The organism is Methanosarcina sediminis, from assembly GCF_052056915.1.
Classification (GTDB): domain Archaea; phylum Halobacteriota; class Methanosarcinia; order Methanosarcinales; family Methanosarcinaceae; genus MTP4.
Genome location: NZ_CP195119.1, coordinates 2,153,347 through 2,170,096, shown reverse-complemented (window position 1 = coordinate 2,170,096; position 16,750 = coordinate 2,153,347). Strand labels below are relative to the sequence as shown.

19 protein-coding genes are annotated in these 16,750 nt (G+C 44.3%); 6 read left to right on the top strand and 13 right to left on the bottom strand.

The annotated features are described in order from the left end of the window. The first annotated feature begins 67 nt into the window (after positions 1-67). From ACSAZK_RS09310 to ACSAZK_RS09300, 3 genes are all read left to right on the top strand, one after another. Positions 68-1,150 carry a DegT/DnrJ/EryC1/StrS family aminotransferase gene (locus ACSAZK_RS09310; protein ID WP_440953894.1) on the top strand — a complete coding sequence of 361 codons (1,083 nt, stop codon included), beginning with the start codon at positions 68-70 and terminating at the stop codon, positions 1,148-1,150. A 234-nt stretch (positions 1,151-1,384) separates the two neighbouring features. Next, a complete protein-coding gene (locus tag ACSAZK_RS09305) occupies positions 1,385-2,317 on the top strand; it encodes a UDP-N-acetylglucosamine 3-dehydrogenase (RefSeq protein ID WP_440953893.1) in 933 nt (310 codons plus the stop codon). 35 nt (positions 2,318-2,352) lie between these two features. Next, complete coding sequence (locus tag ACSAZK_RS09300; protein ID WP_440953892.1) at positions 2,353-3,783, top strand: nucleotide sugar dehydrogenase; 1,431 nt, start codon at positions 2,353-2,355, stop codon at positions 3,781-3,783. A 572-nt stretch (positions 3,784-4,355) separates the two neighbouring features. Here ACSAZK_RS09300 and ACSAZK_RS09295 read toward each other — a convergent pair. The 4 genes from ACSAZK_RS09295 to ACSAZK_RS09280 form a co-directional block, all read right to left on the bottom strand. Beyond that, positions 4,356-5,456 (bottom strand): DUF354 domain-containing protein, encoded by a 1,101-nt coding sequence (locus ACSAZK_RS09295; RefSeq protein ID WP_440953891.1) that lies wholly within the window; start codon positions 5,454-5,456, stop codon positions 4,356-4,358. Between the two features lies 1 nt (position 5,457). Continuing rightward, complete coding sequence (locus ACSAZK_RS09290; RefSeq protein ID WP_440953890.1) at positions 5,458-6,387, bottom strand: glycosyltransferase family 2 protein; 930 nt, start codon at positions 6,385-6,387, stop codon at positions 5,458-5,460. Positions 6,388-6,447: 60 nt separating this feature from the next. Then, complete coding sequence (locus ACSAZK_RS09285) at positions 6,448-6,615, bottom strand: hypothetical protein (protein ID WP_440953889.1); 168 nt, start codon at positions 6,613-6,615, stop codon at positions 6,448-6,450. A 1,016-nt stretch (positions 6,616-7,631) separates the two neighbouring features. Further along, the gene (locus tag ACSAZK_RS09280; RefSeq protein WP_440953888.1) at positions 7,632-7,913 is read right to left on the bottom strand and encodes a hypothetical protein; all 282 of its coding nucleotides are present in this window, start codon (positions 7,911-7,913) and stop codon (positions 7,632-7,634) included. A gap of 370 nt (positions 7,914-8,283) precedes the next feature. Here ACSAZK_RS09280 and ACSAZK_RS09275 point away from each other — a divergent pair, with 370 nt between their 5' ends. The 3 genes from ACSAZK_RS09275 (at position 8,284) to ACSAZK_RS09265 (ending at position 11,410) form a co-directional block, all read left to right on the top strand. Next, the gene (locus ACSAZK_RS09275; protein WP_440953887.1) at positions 8,284-9,768 is read left to right on the top strand and encodes an IS1182 family transposase; all 1,485 of its coding nucleotides are present in this window, start codon (positions 8,284-8,286) and stop codon (positions 9,766-9,768) included. A gap of 989 nt (positions 9,769-10,757) precedes the next feature. Beyond that, entirely contained in the window at positions 10,758-11,069 is a 312-nt protein-coding gene (locus tag ACSAZK_RS09270; RefSeq protein ID WP_440953886.1) for a nucleotidyltransferase family protein, read from the top strand. Continuing rightward, positions 11,066-11,410, top strand: a complete 345-nt coding sequence (locus ACSAZK_RS09265; protein ID WP_440953885.1) for a HepT-like ribonuclease domain-containing protein — start codon at positions 11,066-11,068, stop codon at positions 11,408-11,410. The genes ACSAZK_RS09270 and ACSAZK_RS09265 overlap by 4 nt, the downstream gene beginning before the upstream one ends. A gap of 313 nt (positions 11,411-11,723) precedes the next feature. Here ACSAZK_RS09265 and ACSAZK_RS09260 read toward each other — a convergent pair whose 3' ends face one another. The 9 genes from ACSAZK_RS09260 to ACSAZK_RS09220 form a co-directional block, all read right to left on the bottom strand. Then, a complete protein-coding gene (locus ACSAZK_RS09260; protein WP_440953884.1) occupies positions 11,724-11,993 on the bottom strand; it encodes a type II toxin-antitoxin system RelE family toxin in 270 nt (89 codons plus the stop codon). 5 nt (positions 11,994-11,998) lie between these two features. Continuing rightward, a complete protein-coding gene (locus ACSAZK_RS09255; RefSeq protein WP_440953883.1) occupies positions 11,999-12,286 on the bottom strand; it encodes a hypothetical protein in 288 nt (95 codons plus the stop codon). After that, on the bottom strand, positions 12,286-12,441 hold the full coding sequence (locus ACSAZK_RS09250; protein ID WP_440953882.1) for a hypothetical protein: 156 nt from the start codon (positions 12,439-12,441) through the stop codon (positions 12,286-12,288). Before ACSAZK_RS09250 ends, ACSAZK_RS09255 begins: the two co-directional genes overlap by 1 nt. Positions 12,442-12,686: 245 nt before the next feature. After that, positions 12,687-13,421, bottom strand: a complete 735-nt coding sequence (locus ACSAZK_RS09245; RefSeq protein ID WP_440953881.1) for a glucose-6-phosphate isomerase family protein — start codon at positions 13,419-13,421, stop codon at positions 12,687-12,689. Between the two features lie 347 nt (positions 13,422-13,768). Then, a complete protein-coding gene (locus ACSAZK_RS09240) occupies positions 13,769-13,924 on the bottom strand; it encodes a hypothetical protein (protein ID WP_440953880.1) in 156 nt (51 codons plus the stop codon). A gap of 407 nt (positions 13,925-14,331) precedes the next feature. Beyond that, entirely contained in the window at positions 14,332-15,021 is a 690-nt protein-coding gene (locus ACSAZK_RS09235; RefSeq protein ID WP_440953879.1) for a hypothetical protein, read from the bottom strand. Positions 15,022-15,063: 42 nt separating this feature from the next. Continuing rightward, positions 15,064-15,273, bottom strand: a complete 210-nt coding sequence (locus ACSAZK_RS09230; RefSeq protein WP_440953878.1) for a hypothetical protein — start codon at positions 15,271-15,273, stop codon at positions 15,064-15,066. A 224-nt stretch (positions 15,274-15,497) separates the two neighbouring features. Then, positions 15,498-15,818, bottom strand: a complete 321-nt coding sequence (locus tag ACSAZK_RS09225) for a glucose-6-phosphate isomerase family protein (protein WP_440953877.1) — start codon at positions 15,816-15,818, stop codon at positions 15,498-15,500. 123 nt (positions 15,819-15,941) lie between these two features. After that, positions 15,942-16,676, bottom strand: a complete 735-nt coding sequence (locus ACSAZK_RS09220; RefSeq protein ID WP_440953876.1) for a glucose-6-phosphate isomerase family protein — start codon at positions 16,674-16,676, stop codon at positions 15,942-15,944. Positions 16,677-16,750 lie beyond the last annotated feature (74 nt).

Here is a 16,750-nt window from a genome sequence, read left to right as displayed (position 1 = left end):
AAGACATGAATTCGAACAAGGTCTTAAAAGGCACAGAATAAATTTAAACACAAAAAGAAGATCCACCATGATCCCAGTTGCAAAACCGCTGTTAGGTCCGGAAGAAATTAACGCAGTAACCGATGTCCTGAAATCGGGTATGATTGCCCAGGGCCCGAAGGTTGAAGAATTCGAATCTGCTTTTGCAGAGTACACCGGGTGTGAGTATGCAGTTGCTGTAAACTCGGGCACTGCTGCCCTCCATGCCGCTCTTTTAGCCCACGGGATAGGAGTGGGGGATGAGGTAATAACAACTTCTTTTAGCTTCATTGCAACCGCAAACAGCATCCTCTACACAGGGGCAAAGCCGGTATTTGCGGACATTGAGCCGGATACATATAATATAGACCCGGAAAAAATCCGGGAAAAAATCACTTCGAGAACAAAAGCCATTATGCCGGTCCACCTTTACGGGCACCCTGCAGGGATGAAAGCCATCATGGAGCTTGCCGAGGACCACAACCTGGCCGTCCTGGAAGACGCCTGCCAGGCGCACGGAGCCGCTTATTCCGGGAAGAGGGTGGGGGCTTTCGGGACAGGGGCATTCAGTTTCTACCCTACCAAGAACATGACTACCAGTGAAGGCGGGATGCTTACCACAAATGACCGGGAAGTTGCGGAAAAGGCAAGGATGATCCGGGCCCACGGTTCCCACACCCGCTACCTGCATGAATGCCTGGGCTTCAATCTGCGGATGACCGACATTGCAGCCGCAATCGGGCTTGTGCAGCTAGGAAAACTCGACGGGTTCATCACCTGCAGGCAGAAAAACGCAGAACTGCTCTCAGCCGGGCTCAAGGGAGTTTCGGGCGTTTCAATCCCCGGGATAAAAGCCGGCTGCACCCACGCTTTCCACCAGTACACCGTCAGGGCTGAAAAGCGCGACGAACTTGCTGCATTCCTGAGAGAGAAAGAAATCGGGACAGGTATCCACTACCCGATGCCCATTCACAAACAGCCTCTCTACCTGGAACTCGGATACAAAGACTGCCTGCCGGTTTCCGAAAAGGCAGCAGAAGAAGTCCTTTCCCTGCCGGTTCACCCCGGCGTCACAGAACCCGATGTGCAGCAGATTATCGCTGCCGTCAAAGAGTTTTACGCTAAGGAATAACAATATAGTCAGACATCTAATTCTTAAACTAGTTTCGAACGAAGATTTAAAGCACGGAAGCAAACGGGAGAAAGAACAACGGGGATACGCAATTTATGATTGATATGGCGTTTTTAGTCCGCTTGAGCGAGCAACGCGAGCGAAACGGACCCCGTGCTGTTGCGATTACATCGCAACTAAAAGAAAAATCATAGATTTTTCTGATCCCGATGCGCAATTTGGGAAGTGAGAACCTTGATCAGAGTAGGAGTAATAGGCACTGGAGCCATGGGCCAGAACCACGTCAGGATCTACAGTGAAATGGAAGGTGTAGAACTTGCCGGGATCTCGGACGTTGACTTTGAACGGGTGGACGCCATGGCTGCCCAGTTTGACACGAAACCCTTTACGGATTACAAAGAAATGTTTGCCGAAGGTCTTGATGCGGTCAGTGTCGTTGTCCCGACCAAGCTGCACAAGCAGGTCGTCCTTGACGCCCTGGAAGCAGGCCTCCACGTCCTTGTGGAAAAACCTATCGCAGACAGTATAGAAAACGCAGACCTGATGATCGAGGCCGCAGAGAAGGCGGGAAAGATCCTGATGGTTGGCCATATCGAGAGGTTCAACCCTGCGGTTATCAAACTCAAGGAAATCATGGAGTCCGGGGTCCTGGGCAAGGTCGTTTCCATCTCCACCCGGAGGGTCGGCCCCTATAACCCCAGGATCCGTGACGTTGGCGTGATCCTGGACATCGGGGTCCACGACATTGACATCATTTCGTACCTCTACGGCAAGAGAGTAAACCACGTCTACTCCGTGGCAGGTGCGGACATCCATTCTTTTGAAGACCATGCCTCAATCATCCTCCGCCTGGACCACGAATTCGCAGGGGTCGTGGAAACAAACTGGCTAACCCCTCACAAAGTAAGGAGGCTAACAGCCATAGGCGTTAACGGCGTCGCTTACCTGGACTACATCGACCAGACCGTAGAAATCCACGACAACGGCTGGATCCGGCAGGCTAAAGTGGTGGAAAGCGAACCTCTTAAAAACGAACTGGAACACTTCATAGAATGCGCTTCCACGGGCAAAGCCCCAAAAACCTGTGGTGAAGACGGCAAACATGCCCTGGAAGTAGCCATGGCAGCCATCCGCTCATATGAAGAAGAAAAACTGATCAAGATTTGAAAGTCCGAAATGCTGTCCTTATTGAAGTGGTACTCATGAGCAAACTTAAAACTCTCCTCGAAGCCCGCGGTCCGATAAAAAAGGTCGGAGTCCTCGGCATGGGCTACGTCGGTATCCCTGCAGCCGTCCTTTTCGCAGACGCCTCCTGTTTTGACAGAGTCCTGGGGTTCCAGAGAAACTCGAAGTCCTCAGGCTACAAAATCGATATGCTCAACCGGGGAGAAAGCCCTCTCAAAGGTGAAGAGCCAGGCCTGGAAGAGCTGATCGGTAAAGTAACAGGTGCCGGGAAGTTCGAGTGCACTCCCGATTTTTCGAGGATCTCCGAACTGGACGCCGTTACCCTTTCAATCCAGACCCCCTTTGCCAACCCGAAAGACCTGACTCCTGATTTCAGTGCCCTTATTGAAGGCATCAGAAACGTCGGGAAATACCTGAAACCCGGCATGCTCGTTGTCCTGGAGTCCACCATTACCCCAGGCACAACCGAAGGCATGGCAAAGCAGATCCTTGAAGAGGAATCCGGGTTAAAAGCGGGGGAAGACTTTGCCCTTGCCCATGCTCCCGAAAGGGTCATGGTGGGGAGGCTCCTTAAAAATATCAGGGAACATGACCGGATAGTGGGAGGGATTGATGAGGCCAGCACGAAGCGGGCAGTTGAGCTTTATTCCCCTGTCCTCACGGTCGGAAAAGTAATCCCTATGTCTGCCACTGCTGCCGAAGTTACCAAGACCGCAGAAAACACTTTTCGGGACCTGCAGATTGCAGCCATCAACCAGCTCGCCCTCTACTGTGAAGCCATGGGCATAAACGTCTACGACGTCAGGACCGGCGTGGACAGCCTGAAAGGTGAGGGAATTACGCGAGCCATCCTCTGGCCCGGGGCCGGGGTTGGGGGGCACTGCCTTACCAAGGATACTTACCACCTGGAAAGAGGTGTAAAGATCGGGGAAGGGCAGCTGGACTATCCCGAAGGTGCGGATTCCATCTATGTGCTTGCCCGGAAGGTCAACGACTTCATGCCTGTTCACATGTACAACCTGACCGCTGCAGCCCTTGAGCGGATTGGGAAAACGGTTGAGGGGGCAAAGATTGCCATGCTCGGCTGGGCTTTCATAAACGACTCCGACGATGCCAGGAACGCCCCCTCCGAACCCTACAGGGACCTTTGCCTGCAAGCCGGAGCAGAAGTGAGGGTCCACGACCCTTATGTCGTAAATTACCCGGACGTTGAGATTTCGGCTGACCTGGAAGAGGTTGTCAGAGGTGCGGATGTCGTGGTTGTTTTTACGGGGCACAGTGCGTACTTTAATGTGAAGGCCGATTGGCTCAAAGAGCTTAGCGGGAAGGAAAACCCGGTCATTGTGGACGGAAGGAATGTTGTTGAGCCGGCCGAGTTTATTGAAAAGGGTTTTGTGTATAAGGGAATCGGAAGGGGAGATAAGAACGGGCACGAGATAAAGGGATGAACGTGAAACTGTGTAATAATCATTAATAATCCTGAATCTCCTGTCTTTTATTTTTTGCAGGTATTAAGGGCACTTCCCTACATCCTTACTTTTTTATTTTCAACTGGCATATTTGCGCCAACCGATTTACGCTAGCCGTGTTCTGCTTCTGAAACACGGGGTCCGGTTTGCTTCGCTTCTTTATAGTCCCAAACGTAAATATTTACACTTCCATATAACCACGGAAGACACTGAAAGCACGGAAGGACTGTGCCCCTATTTCCTTTATTCCGTGTTTTCCGTGTTTTCTGTGGTTAAACCTTCACTTGAGATTGTGAAAGGAATTTGGGTCATTAACTATAATTGGTCTTGAAAAGTGTAATTAATTCCTGGATTCACTATAACTGGGATGAAAAACCGAGCAGCGTTTATTCCCTTATCCCAGTGCTTATTTTTCCGTTCACCTGTGAACTGCCTGCCCGAAAACTGCCATGGCTTAAAAGTAAAAGAGAAAATGGTAGAGACTGAATAAACAAAGCCGAACCATCCGTCCCGAGAGCCGAGATTTCCTCAAAAGCCCTCATAAGGTCCTCTCACTTTGATGGAACCGAGATTCCTGTTTTTATAACATCTTTCTGATTGTCGGATGTCTTATTCAGGCTTTCCGGATAGTTTTCAATGAAGGAGACCATAAACTGGGTGGCATCTATTTTGTCAGCCAGGAGACGATCCTTTTTTTGTTTCCATTCACTCTTGAGCCCGGGGGTCCGGAGAAGTTCCGTAGCTTTATTTATTGCCTTTTTTGAATCATTGAAACTGAAAATCAAATGATACTTTTGTTCCAGTTCAACGAAATTGCCCATGTCATTTTCACCTGCAAAAGAATTGTACCTTATAGCAGGGGTACCCAGGACTGCAGCTTCCGTTACAATTGTCTGGGTGTCAGCAACAACCATTTTGGCGTAATATAATGCGTCATGAATCCTGTGTTTTGGGATTTTTATAGCGTATTTTTGCAAATCATCCGGCAAATCAAGTTCGGATGAAATATATACTTTAGAGTATGGCTCAATATCCCTGACAAGTTTTCGTTTTTCTTCAAGTGTGAAGCCCCTTACTCCGACATCGTGAACGGCATCAAAAGCATTGAAACGAAGCAAAACGAAATCAGAACCTGGAGATATTTCCAGCAATTCGTAGATGGAGGGGTCTGGTTTGAAATAATTGGAATGCAAGTATGCAAATTCCTTATACGCATTTATTTTAATGTGTTTGGGACCCAGATTCGCGTTAAAAGCCGAAGGGGTGATTATAGCCCTGACTATTGGCTTAAGCATCATAAACTGGACGTTTGTGGGTTCCGAATCCGTGAATATGGCACAGGTTTTTCTTAAGAGCAAGGATGTATAAGCCGAATAAAGCCCGATTCCGATCAGAAGGTCGGGGTTTTCTTTCCTCAAATAGTTCCAGGCTGAAAGTACACTGAAGGGGAAATTAAGAATTTTCCCGTACTTTGAATCGGGAACATCCGAATACATGAAGTAGTTTAAGCCAATTTCTTCCAGCAATTTCAGGGTGTCCCCATAGTTTCTGGCAAGAACCAGAACCGTATGCCCTCTTTTCTCCAGTTCCCGGATAGTGTACCTGTGAAAATGTACGTGGGCCGGGGTATTAATAAAGAATGCTATTTTCATTTTACCACTCTTGCAATGATTTTGCTTCCACTTTTTCTTCAGGTAACTTTGCGTCCAGGAGCTTAATTCTCATAATTTCTAAAAAAGAGGCAATGCCAAACATAGCAATCCCGATGGCTATGTACATTATATTTAATGTGAAAAGAGCAAAAAAGCCAGCCACTATGAAAAAACTCCCAAAGATGTAGAATATTCCAATAGGATTAAGTTTTACTACATATTTGTGCCATGACCTCCACAATAAGGCTTTTATGAGGTAGAGACTGGTTTTTAGTATAAATCCCGGGTAGTGGATGTTTGACTTTTCATCAGCGTATTTTGCGGGGATTGGTATGCTTTTAACATTTATATCATAAATGTTTAATTTTACAAGCATATCATTTTCAAATGCATAACCTCTGGAGATTTCGTCTAAGTTTAGATTTTTCAAGGCGTAACTTGAGATTGTAGTATAACCATTTTGAGGGTCAGAGACGTTCCAATAGCCTGAAATCATTTTGTTTAAAAATGTTAAAAGATAATTACCCAGAGAACGCCAGTTACTCATCCCTTTTCTATATCTGGAATTCACCAATCTGTTTCCCTTTGTGTAATCGGCTTTCCCATCTATGATCGGGTCCAATAAATCAGGCAAATACTTAGGGTCCATCTGATCGTCTCCAGCCAGCACAGCAACCAGATCAATATTATCCTCAAGTGCTTTTTTATATCCCGCAGTTATTGCAGATCCTACTCCTCCGTTTGCCTTCCGGATCAAGACAACTCGGGGATCTCCAAAATTGACTATTTTTTCAGCGGTGTCATCCGTAGAACCATCATCAACCGCATATATTATATCTACATACCCGGGGATAGACCCAAGTGTTTTTTCGATAAGTTCACTTTCATTATATGCAGGAATGGCCACCCCAACCAGCTTTTTGCGATACATAGATCACACCACTTTCCCATCGGCGACGACTAAAAACGGGTCTGTATACCGGGCTGAATACTATTTCGTAACCAGGACTGCGCTTCTTATGGAAACTTCTCCGTTAAAGGTGGGGAGGACCCCCGCTATTTTCCGGGAATCCGTCCCGCCGGTGAAGGAAGTTTCTCCCGGTGCTGAGATTTGAAAACCACTCTCCTGAGCGGTCTCCAGAAAAGCTTCTTCTACCACTTACTTTCAACCCCCTCTTGAAAATATAAGCAGGAAATATTAGCAGTTAATTCTAATAATATTATAATTTGACAGCAGATAAACCAATATAGTTTTTCTAATGAAAGGCCGGTTTTTCTTTACTTAAATATGTCGATTTCAAATCACTTAAAAAGATAAAAAAGATTGCATAATAGCATTCGGCAAACCGTTGTTAAAATTAGTAAAAATGTAAGGGTGCCGGGAAAAAGGTGTTCAGATAACACCAATTTTAAAAAATTACATATATATGCACATTAAAATGATAAAAAAGTTTTAAAAGAAACCGGGGGCAGGCAAATTCAATTACATTTTATTAGACGTTCCCGAACCTCTCCCTGGCTCAGGACTCTCCTCGGGCAGCCCCGGAAGCACTGATACGGAGGGGCCAGAAAAGGGGGAGTTGCCGCATGGAGGTGGAAATAAAATAAAAGAAATAGGAGAATATGAGGGGTATATAGAAAATTGAGATAAGTGCTGAGTTTTCAAAGATATGAGACTTTTACTGTAGTATGAGACTTTTACTGTAGTATGAGACTTTTACTGTAGAGCCTGCACAAGTTATGAACAGAGGCTAGCATATTCCCAGGTGATTAGTGATAGACCCCTTCTGATTATAGGCCAGCCAATATATAGTGAAGACTATAAGAAAAGTCATGTATGAAAACTATATTTTACCATTTACCTGCAAACGGCATACTCATAAACAGTAAGTTTATTTTTGCTTAGTCGACGGCCTCCTCTCCGATCTTCTCCGGAACAACCTTGGTCGAATTACATTCAAACAAACTGAAAAAAGGATAAAACAAACTGAAAAAAGGATAAATTATACTCAAACAAACTGAAAAAAGGATAAAATTCACAAAAAACACCTTTAAAACCGCTTTGATATTTATACTCCAGTAATCTTTTAACAATTTTCAGGGAAAGGCCGGCTGCCTTCGGGGGCCTCCGGAAGTCTTCTAAAGTTTCCAGAGGTCTTCGGGATAGGCTTTAAATCAGGCAAGAGTTGCCAGCACCTTAAAAACAACGATTCCGAAAAAAGAAACCAACAATGGCAAGATAGCTGTATTGAGCGAGCCGTTCAGGTCCCGGGACCACTGGCTTGATGCCGAGAGCACTTCCTTGAAGGAGAGCAGGAGGATCAGGCTGACAGTTATTATCGCCCCATATTCCGGGTAGTAGATCCCCGTGGATATCGAACAGGCACTTACGCCTGAAACTGCAGTATTAAGTATCAAATTCCCGGAAACCGTTATGGAACCCGCAAGCAACTTCATCCCCCCGATTAGAGAGATGAAACGGTACATATAAAAAACTTTTTAATCATGTTATAATATACGAAAAGAGATATTAAACCGAAGAGAATACAATTAAAGAATAAAAAATATGAAAAAAAGATTGAAACTAACATAAGCCCTTAAAAATCATGAAAAAGCCCTGAAACAGCCCATATTGAAAGCAAACTTACAGGAAAAATTCATAATGATTTCAATCATAAACAGTTTTTTAAAAATAAGTTACGCAGGCTGTCTCAAAACTATGCTTGATCGCACATTTGGGTAAGAAATATTAGGAATATTTATCTTTTTAAAAATATGTATTACATATAAGTATACTATTTGATAAAATTAATTCCAGTGTTTCACCATGTTCAAAAAGTACGATCAAAAGCAGCAATTTTTACTTCCATTAAGCCTGGAAGAGTTTGTTCCTGAAAACCATATTGCCAGAGTGTTAAACGACCTCATAGATCTCGTTGATATTAGTGATATTGAGTCCACTTACTCTGAGGAAGGTTGCCCTGCCTATCACCCAAGATTTCTTTTAAAAATCTTACTCTACGGGTACCTTATAAACATTAGAAGTTCACGCAAGATAGAGCAAATGACACAAACTGATACTGCTTTTATGTACCTTGCAGCTATGCAAAAACCTGATTTCCATACTATTTGTCGATTCCGTTCAACTCATCTTGACCCGATTAAAGAAATATTTTCACAGGTTGTCACGTTTTGTAAGGAAATGGATATGATTGGTTCCAGTATTTCGATCGATGGAACAAAGGTTAAGGCAAACGCTTCACCAAGACAAAGTAAGAGTTCCGACGCTCTCAAAAAAGAGATCGATAAGATACTCAAAGAAAGCATTGAGGTCGATAAACAGGAAGACGAAATTTATGGTGATTCGACACCATACCAGGTGCCAGAAGAACTGGTTAACAAGCAGAAAAGATTAGAGAAAATCAAAGCTGCTATGAAAAAAATTGACGAAGAAAAGTTAAAAAAAGTAAACATCACAGACAACGATGCTAAAATTATGAAGCATAAAGATGGAAGCAAGAAACCTTCTTATAATTGTCAGGTTGCTGTTGATGAAAAGGAACAAATAATCGTTGCATCAGACGTTGTCGATGAAGAAAATGACTTGCATCAAGTTGAACCAATGATAGAAAATGTAAAAGAAACACTGGGATACAAGCCAACAATAGTGCTGGCAGATGCAGGTTATTTTTCATATGATAATGTGAAATTTTTACTCGATCAAGAAATTGATGCTTATATTCCTGATAACTTTTATGAAGTAGAGAAAAGGGGAAAAGCAAAGAAGTTCAGAAAATCTCTCTTTAAATATGATCAGGAAAAGGACTGTTATTATTGCCCTGCTGCATTTGAAATCCCATTTACAAGAATACAAAAAAGGAACGATGAGCCAGATTTACGGTATTATGTATGTAAGTATTGTTCTTTATGCGTGTTAAAAAATGCATGTACCGAGAGTGAAAACAGGACAATATCAAGAGATCCAAGGGAGTACCTGATGGAGAATATGAGGGCTAAACTGAATACAGAAGAAGGAACGGAACAGTATCAGGAAAGAATGTTTACTGTAGAACCTGTGTTTGGCCAGATGAAACAGGATAGAGGATTCAGGGAATTTCTTTTGAGAGGGAAAAGGAAGACAAAAATTGAGTTTATTATGATGTGTACTGTACACAATCTAAAGAAAATAGTGGATTTCATGAAGAGAGAAGGTAAAAGTTTGAAAGAAATTCTGAAAATGATAACCGGGAGAGGAAATAAATTAGGGAATGGATGCAGAATTGTGGCGGGAAAGACAAGTAAGCTATGTTGATCAATGAAAACTGATCTCTTTTCGAATAAAAATTGAAATTGAAATGGATATTACCCAATTGTAGAATTCAAAACGGTTTTGAGACAGCTTGTACGGATAGAATTAAAAAACTCGAACAGAGTAAAGATGAAATCAAAAACACGCTGAAAAACGCCTTTGAAACTGTTTTTTAACTTATACTTCAGCAATCATCCCCAAATTTCCAGGGAAAAACCGGCTGGAAGCTCAGCACACTTCCCTGAACAACCGTGCCCCCTCCTCCCGGCCTCTGCCCGGCAAACCGCAACCCCCCCCGGAGCTTATTGTTCAACCGGTAAAGGGTCTTTGCGAATTTCCGAAGCTTCCTGAGCCTTTGCCAGGCACTCAAGCGTGCAGTAAACCGCTTTTTCTTCCACGTTTTCCAAAACAAAGAACTCTCTGCCGCAAATGGGGCAAATTTTCCTTACATGTTCCATATACACATCACCCGGAAGTAGACTTTAAAGAATAACAAACTGTAGTTATTCATTACTTCACAATGTATAAAAAAATTTTTCCCAAAACTTGATTTTTCTATTTTACCGGTCTGCGGGTACCTTCGAGAACTTAAACAGAACAACCCTGATCGAATTGTCCTCAAGCAGACTGAAGACCAGAGCAGCGTTTAATGCCGTATCCCCATGGCTATTTTCCCGTTTGCTTGCAAACGGCCTGCCCGGAAAAACTGCCAGGAAAAAAAGCAAAAAAGGGAAAGGGAATCAGCCATAAACGAGCAAAAAAGGTAAGTTCACTAAAAAAACTCTGAAAATACTTTGAAATTTACACTTCAGCCCCCTTCAATCAATTTTCAGGGAAAGGCCGGCTGCTTTCGGCACCCGGTGAGAGCCCAGGGCCCTGAAAAGCAGTCTGAAAAACGGATTTTCCGGAAAGAAAACATTAGCTAGATGTTGTCAAGGGTTTAAAGGAGAAAGCCATCAATTTATATACGAAAGGTCATAAATCAAAATATCATGAAACTGCAGGGGAGCCAGCATGAGGTTGACATATATATAAAAAAACTGCAGGAAATGCTTCCGGAACTGAAGAAGAAGTACCCCATCAAGTATATGGGGGTTTTTGGTTCCTACATCAGGGGAGAGCAGAGTGCCTCAAGCGATCTGGACATACTTGTGGAATTCAACGGATCAATCACACTTTTAGGGTATGCCAGACTTGAGAATGAGCTGTCGGATAAACTTGGGGTCAAGGTAGACCTTGTATCAAAAACTGCACTGAAACCCAGAATCGGCAAACACGTCCTTTCAGAGGTAGTCGAAGTATGAGCGACTGGGAAGCAGGAGATTACATAGAAGACATACTCAATGCCATGCTGGATATTGAAGAATTCACAGCCGAATATTCCTATGATCGGTTTATCAACGATAGAAAAACACAATATGCCGTTATCAGGGCAATAGAGATCATAGGGGAAGCGTCTAAAAACGTACCTGCAAAGATCAGGGAAAAATACCAACACATCCCGTGGAGAGACATGGCCACCATGCGAGACCGGCTAATCCATGGTTATTTTGGCGTGGATCCTATAATTGTATGGGACACCATAAAACAGGACATCCCACCCCTTATCCCTATGTTCAGATCTATCCTTGCCGAAATGGAGTAAAAACTAACTTTGATTTTTATACTGCAACCACCATCTGCTAATTTTCAGGGAAAGGCCGGCTGCCTCCGGCACCCGGTGAGAGCCCCGGGAAGTGAAAAGCAACCCAAAATACGGTTTTTCCGGGAGGAGCACAAAGATATTTCCCGGCCGGATCACAATTCGATAATCCGGGCAGATTGAGCCAAGAAGACCGGGCTTTACGGCCATTTCACAGATAGCTTTTCCCAGTGCAAAAGAGACTCTTCTTGAAGAGATAAAGAACTGCCTGGAAGCCGGTCAGGAAGCCGGCCATAAAACTGCCCCGGATAGGAACTTAGCGGGAATAAGCGGCGTCGTGATGTGAAAAACTAACAAGAGTAACGGACCTTTCATCTCCATCAGTGTTGAAGATCAGGACGAAACTTTTTAGGATATGAACTCTGCGCAGCCCATGGAGGTCGTTTCTCAAAGGTTTGTAATGGGAGGGGTTTTCACAGATTTCTGCAATTTTTTTGCTTAAAGCATGTTTTAGGGGAGCGTTATTCTTACAAGCTTTATTGATCTCTTTTTTACAGGACGGAAGTACAAAAAGAGTGTACGGCATCCGGATCACTCGAATAGGTCGGAAATGTCTTTGACCCGCAGGGAAGTTTCTTTTTTCGATTCCTCTAACTTCCGGACAAAATCCTCCCTTAAGGGTATTTCATCCACGGGGTGCCAGTCCATTTTATCACAGAACTCCGCGTCTTCGGCAGAGAGTTCCCCTGTCCTTATATACTTCTCAAAGATCTCCCTTTTCCGGAGAGAGTTTCTTGCAACTTCAGACCATTTCACCCAGGAGAAATGCTCCATCCTCCTGTAAAGGTCGTCAGGGACAGGGACCGTAATCGTTGCCATCACAGCTCACCTCTTTTTTCAAGGGCTTCAAACTTTTCAAGCTGCCCAAGTTTAGCCTCGATCCCCAGGCGTGCGACCTCTGCCCAGTTGATGTCAGGCATGGAGTCGAGCTCCTGTTTCAGCTCGTCGGGAACGGAAATCGTGAATCTTTTCATAGTATTCTCCGTTTGCATAGAATTATGATATTGCATGTAATTATGCAATTGCCTATATTTAAGCAATCGCATTTATTTACCCGATTACACATATTTATCAAATTACATGTATTAAAGTATGCCCACGTCCCGATTTCAGCCGCTTTGCCCCTCCAAATGGCCGGAATTTTCAAAACTCATTTTTTATATTTAGCCGGTCGGCGGGCTCCTCAGAAAACTCCCCCAAGCAACCTTTACCGAATCCATCAATTCTTCTCAAAAACCTCTCCAAAAAACTCCTCAAACTCCTGTGGCTCTTTCAAAAATCTCAATTTCTCGAGATCCTCTACAAGCTCATACATATCCTCTCCCCTCTCAAGCCCCAGAAGCTCAGGCTCCACAGGCTCAAACCGCCTGATCTCAGGCACTGAAAGATAATTAGAATTCGGAACGAACCCCTCCTCAAGCAGGTAGTAAGCTCCGCCCCCGGCCTTCCTGATAGGCTCATAAACAGAAGAAAAACTGGTGCAGACCCAGTTTGCCATCTTAAGGGTAGTTTCGGACCTGTTGATGCTGATATGCCCGTACCCCGGAGGGACAATTACCACATCCCCCTTTCCAGCCTCTATAACGACAACGTCCGAGATGCTTTCCCCTTCCGCCTTCTGTAAGAGGTAGACAGCCTCTCCTTCCAGCACCTGGTAGATCTCAGGATACGAGACCTTTGCTCCCGGAACTATTGGGTGGTAGTGCCCTTTGGTTTTTACGAACTCTTTTCCCAGGCGGGCAGGGGGAATAACCGTGATGTCATAGCGAAGCCCGGCTTTTCGTATGCGCTGAAGGTCGGATTCGGTCCGGGAAAGTTCCCGGTACATATAATAGAGCTCGAAATCCCCTGCGCTCCGGAGCCATTCCTTATCAGCAAGGACGTCTTTCATGTCCGAGAGCAGCCTGACATCGGGCTCCCTGATCGTTTCCCCAAATTGTAACGTATTTTCCATCTTTTGCCCTCATAATCCGCTTAAAACAACAACCTTTTTGATCTGCATCTCATAACTTCTTCAGATATGAAAATTTTATATGGAAGTTATATTTATATTAATGTTATAAAGACTCTTTGAGTATTTGTCAAAACCTGTGGGGAAAAAGTGCTTTTGAATCTGAAAATAATGAAAATAGTAATCATCCCCGGGACCCGACCCGAGACCTGAGAAGCCTCATATTTTCAAAACCTGTTTTTTATATTTCGCCTGTCGGCGGGCACCTGCGAACACTTCCCCGAAATGACCTTTACCAGCTACACTCCAACCCTATACCCGGCAAACCGCAAGCCTCCCCCTCGCAAAGCTTACTTTCCGGCAACCAAAAAGCTTTCCCGAACCCCCGGATCTCCCTGGCCCCTTTCCAGGCACTCAAGAGTGCAGTAAACCGCCTTTTCTGCCACACTTTCCAGAACAAAGAATTCCCTGCCGCAAACGGGGCATACTTTTTTTACGTATCCCATAAACGCATCACCCGGAAGTAGACTTGAAAGAATGCAAACTGTGTTTATATATTTCGTCACTATGTATAAAAGAATTTTCAACAAGCTACTAATTGTTTCATCAGGAGCTAAGAACCTTCACAAGCCGTCCGATAAAAAGCATCCAAACCGCAAACTCCCCTCCTCCCAGAACAAATATCCTTTTTTGCAAAGTTGCAGCCCTGGCTGCGGGCTGACTGGCAGGAACCCCCGCTTCCATAACTTAATTTTTATTTTTAGTTGGTTGGCGGACAGCTCCGTGCATTCTCCCGAAACATCCTTGACCGTTTTTTAAAGATGAAAGTGATGTAAGAAATTCTTCTCAACAACAGGAGACAATAAAAATGATAGTGATGTCATTTATTGTAACGTAAAGAGTCGAGATGATATTAAACAATGTTAAAAAAGTGATTTATTGCAGCACCAAGCAGAAGGGTTAGAAGTGCAACTCCAAGATCTCTCATTGTGATGATACGGTTCATCTTATGGATTTCACAGTTCCTTTTTTCTTCGTATTCCGAAAGACTTTCCATGCTGTCATTGATTTGTTTTCTAATGCTCTGCAAATTTTTAACGATCTCTGTGTATTCTATCAGGGAATTCTGATCTAACGAAGCTACATCCTTGCTTGCCCTTAACTGAGATATTTTTTCCTCGTAATTTATTATTTCTTTTCTCAGTTCGGAATAATAATTCGGAATGACAGCATTAATCGTTTCATGCGAGTATGGAGCAAGGCTTTCCTGGATCTCTCCTCTTACGTTCAAACTTAGCCAGTCAAGAGCATCGTAACAGGCCCGGTAAACATGCCCTATTGCTTTATCCAGGTTCTGAGATACGTATTCTTCATTAGATTTTGCGCTGCCCGGATTATTCGGGCAAAGTTTTTTCCTGAAGGCTCTATTAATGTGGTCGTAGGCGTTTCTCAACTCATTTAAGATCTGTGGAGAGGTGTACCCTTCAGGGTCTATTACTTCATTATAGAGAAGTAACTCTTTTACAAAGAAATAGACATCGAGCATTTCCTGTATTTGTTTGGATTCCCCGGAATCAAATGAAATGGAGGGCGTAACGATCAAAAAATTACATTCCAAAAAGAGTTTCACAGAAAATTAGAAAAATCAGGGCAATTTTCTACTAAGGACCTTTTTCTTCCTTGCCTCGTATCTGGAAGCCGTATAGTACCTGTCGCTGGAAATCCTTACACTACCCCGACTAAGGGGGGAAAATTTCCGAACTTTATCTTCATTTATGCTGTTGGGCCCGAATTCGGAGTCAACTATATCCACATCTTTTAAGAGGGACCCCATAGCCGGTACTTTTAGTTTCATACACATCCCGCTAATTAAAAAGTACTATAATAAGTTTCCTGAATCATATTATTTGTCGCATATCATATATTTGTTTTGCCACCCGAATTCCGCTTCGGGAGCACGGGGTCCTTTTCGGTCGCTTCGCTCCCTCAAGAGGACTACTAATTCAAAACCCGTTTTTTATATTTCACCGGTCGGCGGGCTCCTGAGAGCACTTCCCCAAACAGCCTTAACTGAATCCATCAATTCTTCTCAAAAACCTCTCCAAAAAACTCCTCAAACTCCTGAGGCTCCTTCAAGAACCTTAATTTCTCAAGCTCATTTACGAGCCCATACATATCCTCTCTCCTCTCAAGCCCCAGAAGCTCAGGCTTCACAGACTCAACCATTCTAATCTCAGGAACTGAAGCATAATTCGGGTTCCTGAAAAACCCATCCTCAAGCAGATAGTAAGCTCCACCCCCGGCCTTCCTGATAGGCTCATAAATGGAAGAAAAACTGGTGCAGACCCAGTTTGCCATCCCGAGTTCCGCTTCGGCACCCGAGTTCCGCTTCGGGAGCACGGGGTCCTTTTCGGTCGCTTCGCTTCCTCAAGAGGACTAAAAGTTTCAAGACCCATTATATATATTTCACCGGTTGGCGGACTGCTCAGAAAACTCCCCCCAAGCAGCCTTTACCGAATCCAATCAATTCTCCTCAAAAGCCTCCCCGAAAAACTCCGCAAAATCCTGAGGCTCCTTCAAGAACCTCAACCTTTCGAGATCCTCTACAAGCCCATACATATCCTCTCTCCTCTCAAGCCCCAGAAGCTCAGGCTCCACAGGCTCAAGCCGCCTGATTTCAGGAACCTCCGAGTACCCGGGATTCACCACAAACCCCTCTTCAAGCAGGTAGTAAGCTCCACCCCCGGCCTTCCTGATAGGCTCATAAACAGAAGAAAAACTGGTGCAGACCCAGTTTGCCATCTTAAGGGTAGTTTCGGACCTGTTGATGCTGATATGCCCGTACCCCGGAGGCACAATTACCACATCCCCTTTTTCAGCCTCTATAACAACGACATCCGGAATGCTTTCCCCTTCCGCCTTCTGTAAGAGGTAGACAGCCTCTCCTTCCAGCACCTGGTAGATCTCAGGATACGAGACCTTTGCTCCCGGAACTATTGGGTGGTAGTGCCCTTTGGTTTTTACGAACTCTTTTCCTAGGCGGGCAGGGGGAATAACCGTGATGTCATAGCGAAGCCCGGCTTTTCGTATGCGCTGAAGGTCGGATTCGGTCCGGGAAAGTTCCCGGTACATATAATAGAGCTCGAAATCCCCTGCGCTCCGGAGCCATTCCTTATCAGCAAGGACGTCTTTCATGTCCGAGAGCAGCCTGACATCGGGCTCCCTGATCGTTTCCCCAAATTGTAACGTATTTTCCATCTTTTGCCCTCATAATCCGCTTAAAACAACAACCTTTTTGATATGCATCCCTTAACTTCTTCAGATATGAAAAT

Coding starts and splice junctions, on each gene's coding strand:
- ACSAZK_RS09220 (WP_440953876.1), bottom strand. CDS start 16,676: ATGGAAAATACGTTACAATTTGGGGAAACGATCAGGGAGCCCGATGTC.
- ACSAZK_RS09255 (WP_440953883.1), bottom strand. CDS start 12,286: ATGGCAACGATTACGGTCCCTGTCCCTGACGACCTTTACAGGAGGATG.
- ACSAZK_RS09310 (WP_440953894.1), top strand. CDS start 68: ATGATCCCAGTTGCAAAACCGCTGTTAGGTCCGGAAGAAATTAACGCA.
- ACSAZK_RS09280 (WP_440953888.1), bottom strand. CDS start 7,913: ATGAAGTTGCTTGCGGGTTCCATAACGGTTTCCGGGAATTTGATACTT.
- ACSAZK_RS09240 (WP_440953880.1), bottom strand. CDS start 13,924: ATGGGATACGTAAAAAAAGTATGCCCCGTTTGCGGCAGGGAATTCTTT.
- ACSAZK_RS09250 (WP_440953882.1), bottom strand. CDS start 12,441: ATGAAAAGATTCACGATTTCCGTTCCCGACGAGCTGAAACAGGAGCTC.
- ACSAZK_RS09265 (WP_440953885.1), top strand. CDS start 11,066: ATGAGCGACTGGGAAGCAGGAGATTACATAGAAGACATACTCAATGCC.
- ACSAZK_RS09230 (WP_440953878.1), bottom strand. CDS start 15,273: ATGAAACTAAAAGTACCGGCTATGGGGTCCCTCTTAAAAGATGTGGAT.
- ACSAZK_RS09300 (WP_440953892.1), top strand. CDS start 2,353: ATGAGCAAACTTAAAACTCTCCTCGAAGCCCGCGGTCCGATAAAAAAG.
- ACSAZK_RS09245 (WP_440953881.1), bottom strand. CDS start 13,421: ATGGAAAATACGTTACAATTTGGGGAAACGATCAGGGAGCCCGATGTC.
- ACSAZK_RS09275 (WP_440953887.1), top strand. CDS start 8,284: ATGTTCAAAAAGTACGATCAAAAGCAGCAATTTTTACTTCCATTAAGC.
- ACSAZK_RS09270 (WP_440953886.1), top strand. CDS start 10,758: ATGAAACTGCAGGGGAGCCAGCATGAGGTTGACATATATATAAAAAAA.
- ACSAZK_RS09295 (WP_440953891.1), bottom strand. CDS start 5,456: ATGAAAATAGCATTCTTTATTAATACCCCGGCCCACGTACATTTTCAC.
- ACSAZK_RS09260 (WP_440953884.1), bottom strand. CDS start 11,993: ATGCCGTACACTCTTTTTGTACTTCCGTCCTGTAAAAAAGAGATCAAT.
- ACSAZK_RS09290 (WP_440953890.1), bottom strand. CDS start 6,387: ATGTATCGCAAAAAGCTGGTTGGGGTGGCCATTCCTGCATATAATGAA.